Source organism: Trueperaceae bacterium (assembly GCA_036381035.1).
Taxonomy (GTDB): Bacteria; Deinococcota; Deinococci; order Deinococcales; family Trueperaceae; genus DASRWD01.
Genome location: DASVDQ010000092.1, coordinates 1 through 4130, shown reverse-complemented (window position 1 = coordinate 4130; position 4130 = coordinate 1). Strand labels below are relative to the sequence as shown.

The 4130-nt window shown below is 75.6% G+C and carries 4 protein-coding genes; 3 read left to right on the top strand and 1 reads right to left on the bottom strand.

All coding sequences use genetic code 11. The features are described 5' to 3' along the window. Nucleotides 1-349: hypothetical protein (locus VF202_10775; GenBank protein HEX7040590.1), on the top strand; the 349-nt coding region annotated here is incomplete at its 5' end. A 52-nt stretch (nt 350-401) separates the two neighbouring features. Further along, nucleotides 402-1283, top strand: a complete 882-nt coding sequence (locus VF202_10770; protein HEX7040589.1) for a F0F1 ATP synthase subunit gamma — start codon at nt 402-404, stop codon at nt 1281-1283. A gap of 19 nt (nt 1284-1302) precedes the next feature. Here the strand turns inward: VF202_10770 and VF202_10765 are convergent, their stop codons facing one another. Then, the gene (locus VF202_10765; GenBank protein ID HEX7040588.1) at nt 1303-2295 is read right to left on the bottom strand and encodes a hypothetical protein; all 993 of its coding nucleotides are present in this window, start codon (nt 2293-2295) and stop codon (nt 1303-1305) included. Between the two features lie 211 nt (nt 2296-2506). Between VF202_10765 and VF202_10760 the strand changes: the two genes are divergently transcribed. Then, a complete protein-coding gene (locus VF202_10760) occupies nt 2507-3940 on the top strand; it encodes an HD-GYP domain-containing protein (protein HEX7040587.1) in 1434 nt (477 codons plus the stop codon). The last annotated feature ends 190 nt before the right edge of the window (nt 3941-4130 follow it).

Here is a 4130-nt window from a genome sequence, read left to right as displayed (position 1 = left end):
CGGGGCCGACCTCGACGAGTCGACGCGACGCACGCTGTCGCGGGGACGGCGCGTCAGGGAGGTGTTGAGGCAGGGCGCCCTGGAGACCGTCCCGGTCGCGCGGCAGGTGGCGGCCCTCTTCGCCGTCGACGAGGGGCTGTTCGACGAGGCGCCCGTCGCGGCGCTGGGGGCACTGGAGGCGTCTCTGCACCGGGAGCTCGCCGCCCGCTCCCCCGCCGTGGCGTCGGGCATCGAGTCGGGTGCGCCGCTCGGCGACGCGGAGCGCGCAGCGCTGCGGGAGGTCGCCGCGTCAGTCGTCGCGCGCGCCCGCGCCGCTGGCTACGGCGGCGCGCAGACGGAGCAGCGATGAGGGGCGGCAGGGCGCACGAGCGAGCCGCGGCGAGCGCCGGCGGGAGGCTCCGGTGAGCAGCGGCGAGCGCGTGCGGCGCCGGCTCGAGAGCACGAGGAGCCTCGGGTCGGTGGTGCACACGATGAAGACTCTCGCGTCGGTGCGCGTGCATCAGTACCGCCGCACGATGCGCGCCCTCGACGCCTCGACCCTCACCCTCGACCGCGCCGCGCGGGCGGTGCTGCACCTCCACCCCGAGCTCGCCGAGCCGCCTCCCGTGGCCCCCGACGCCCCCACGGCCCTGTGCGTGTTCGGTTCCGACAGGGGCCTGTGCGGGCCCTTCAACGACCGCATGGCCCGCGCGGCCGCGGACCGCCTCGCCGGCGACGCCGCCCGCGAGCGCACGCGGGTCGCGGCCGTCGGCAGGCGCGTCGGAGCGCGGCTGAGGGCGATCGGCGTCGCGACGTCCGTGCAGCTCGCGGCGCCGAGCTCGCTGGCGACCGTCGAGGTCGCCATGGCGGCGCTCCTCGACCTGGTCGACGAGTGGCGGCGCGAGGGCGTCGCCGAGCGGCTGCTGCTCGTCTACGGCCGGCCGCTGGGCGCGACGCGCTTCGAGCCGCGCACCGTCCAGGTGATGCCGCTGGACCCGGCGTGGCTGCGCAGCATCCGCGACCGACCGTGGCCGACGAGGCGCGTGCCCATGGAGCTCGCCGACCCCGGCCGGCTGGTCGGGGCGATCGTCCGCCAGCGCCTGGCGCTGGCGATCGTGAAGGCGTTCGGCTCGTCGCTGGCGGCGGAGAACGCCGCGCGCCTGGCCGCCATGGAGGCGGCGTCGCGGAACGTGGAGGAGCGCCTGGAGAGGCTGCGCGCGGCCTACCACGGCGCCAGACAGGCGGCCGTCACGGCCGAGCTGCTGGACGTCCAGGCCTCTGTCGAGGCGCTCGACGGTCCCTGAGGGGCCGCGCCGCCCCTGCTCAGCGCACGCGCGCCGAGCTGGGGTCGGCCATCAGGGACGAGACGTCGACGGCCTCGAAGTCCGCGCCCCTGATGCCGCGCAGGTCGCGCAGGGCGTCGTCGTCCCACCGCTCGTCGGGGGCGCCGGAGAGGAACCAGGCCGAGCCGTTGTCGGCCAGGACGATGCCGTAGCGCTTGAGGGCCGCCACGATCACCCGGGCCTCCGGCGAGAAGCCGGAGACGTCGAAGTCGGCGCGCAGGCGGAAGCGCTGGCCCATCGGCGGGTAGCCCTCGCCGGTGAGGTCGGAGGCGTCGTGCCGCGCCGGCCAGACGTGCGCCGCGCGCGTCCGCGGCGCCGTGAAGCGCAGCGCGTGCCTCACCTCCCCCGCCGCCACCTCGTCGTACCTGACGAGGCCGGGCAGGATCGGCAGGCCGGCGGCGTCGGCGGAGGTCCAGCCGTCGGGCCTGAGGTCGTAGCCGCCGAGGTCGAACACGGCGCCCGAGCCCGCCTCCCAGGAGCCGTCCGGCTGCCTCACGGCCGCGAACAGCTCGTAGAGCCTGCAGTCGGAGGCGTCGAGGACGAGCACGTGCCTGTCGCCGTCCGGCGCGACGCCACCCGGGGGCGCGCCCTCGACGGGGGCGTCGGGAGGGATCGGGTAGGGTCCCGGGTCGCTCTCGTCGTCCCAGAGGAACGCGACGTCCACGCGCGCCTGACCGGCGTCGACGACCGTGAACGGTATGCCGATCGGCGCACCCTCCCACAGGCCCGAGCCGAAGTCGGGGTGCACCGGCGCGTCGGCGCCGATCGCCTCCACGTACTGCGCCGAGCGCGGGTGGACCGGCAGGTCGTCGACCGGGACGTTCCAGTAGTGGTCGTCCGGGAACACCCGGCAGCCCGCGAGCATGGGCGCCTGGCCGACGCCGGCGCCCGCGGGGTCCGGCGCGGAGCCGCAGGCGGCGAGGAGCGCCAGCAGCGCCAGCGGCAGACGCCAGCGCGCATGCCCTCTGCCCATGCGGCGATGCTAGCGGCGCCGGCGCCGGCCGACTGCGGCGTCCTGCATAGCGCGACCGCGGCGGGCTCGTGGGCACGCTCCACGACCCGGACGCGTCGAGGACGGGTCGGGCCCGAGCCGAGAACGGGGCCGAGCGCGAAGGTGTCGGCTGCGAACGCCGTGGCGGACGAGCGAGTGAACCACGTAATCGTTCCGTAAGAGCCGGCGTTGCATGCTCGCTTCCGTGCGCAGCTTCCAGGCCCTGCTAGGACCGCTCGCGGGGTCGCTGGTCACGTTCCTCGTCTTCTGGCTCCTCTACTCCTCCCCCGAGAACGACCCGCGGCTGGTCGCGCCCCTGACCCACTTCTGGGTCGTCTCGCTGACGTCGCTGCTGGCCGTGGCGCTGGCCGTCCTGGTGGGCGTCGCCGGCGCCAGGGCGCGCGACTCGCGCATCGTCTACCTGTCGGCCGGCTTCGCCAGCATGGCCGGCTTCTTCGCCCTGCACGGCCTCTCGACGCCCGGCGTGATCCTCGGCCCCAACTCCGTCACGCCGGTCGCCTCGCAGCTCGCGCTGATGGCCTTCGCCGCCTCGATGGTCGCGGCCGCCTACCTCAGCCCCGTCGAGCGCCGCGGACCGCTCCTCGGCGTGCTCGCCGCGTGGGTCGGGCTCATCGCCGTCTTCGACGTGGCGCTCATGCTGCGGCCCGACCTGGCCCGCTTCGTGCCCGTGCAGAACGCGCCCCTGAAGCACGCCGTGACCGTCGTCGTCGTGGGGCTGCTGGCGCTCGCCGGCACGCGCTTCCTCGAGGGCTACCGGCTGTCGCGCTCCACGATCCACCTCGTCATGCTCCACGTGACGGGCTGGGTGATGGTCTCGCAGGTGATCATGGTCCTCGGCGAGGTGTTCCGCCTCTCGTGGTGGCTCTACCACGTGGCCCTGCTGCTGGCCGTCGCGGTGATGCTCGCGACGTTCGCCAGGCAGCTCCGCGCCGGCAAGCTGGCCTCCGACCTCACCGCCCTCCTCGACGACGACGCCCTCAAGCGGCTGGCCTACGGCCTGCGGCCCGAGGTGCGCGCCCTGGTGGTGGCCACCGAGGCCAAGGACCCCTACACGGCCGGCCACATGCAGCGCGTCGCCGACCTGGCCGTGAGGATCGGCGGCGCCCTCGGCCTCCAGCCCGAGGAGCTGCGCGTGCTCGCCCAGGCCGGCGTCATCCACGACGTCGGCAAGATCGAGGTGCCGGACGCGGTCCTCAACAAGCCCGGCCGCCTCGACGACGCCGAGCGCGCGCTCATCGAGCAGCACCCCGCGAACGGCGAGCGCATCGGCCGCTCGCTGGGAATGCTCCGGCTCGAGCTCGAGGTCATCCGGCACCACCACGAGCGCTGGGACGGCTCCGGCTACCCCGACCGCCTGGCCGGCGAGGCGATCCCCTACCTCGCGCGGATCCTCGCGGTCGCGGACGTGTACGACGCGCTCACCTCGGAGCGCGCCTACCGGCACGCCTGGGCGCCGGAGGAGGCGCTCGCCCTGCTGGAGCGCGAGTCGGGTCGCGCGTTCGACCCCCGCGTCGTGGCGGCGGCCGTCGTCGTCCTGCGCGGCGCGCCCGCGCCGGTGAGGGCCACGCGGCACGACCTGCGCATGACCTTCGTCGGCGCCGAATGACGGGCGGCGCCCGCGGCGCGGTCGAGGAGGCCCATCGACGCGAACGAGCACGGCGCGAGGGCCAGCGGGACAGCCGCTCCTGCGACGCGTCGACCCAGCCGGGTCGGTAGGGCCGGCCGACCTCGGACGCGGCGCCGACCGCGATGCCCTCGACCGCTGCTGCACTGGAGCGCACCTTGACCTCCGCGAG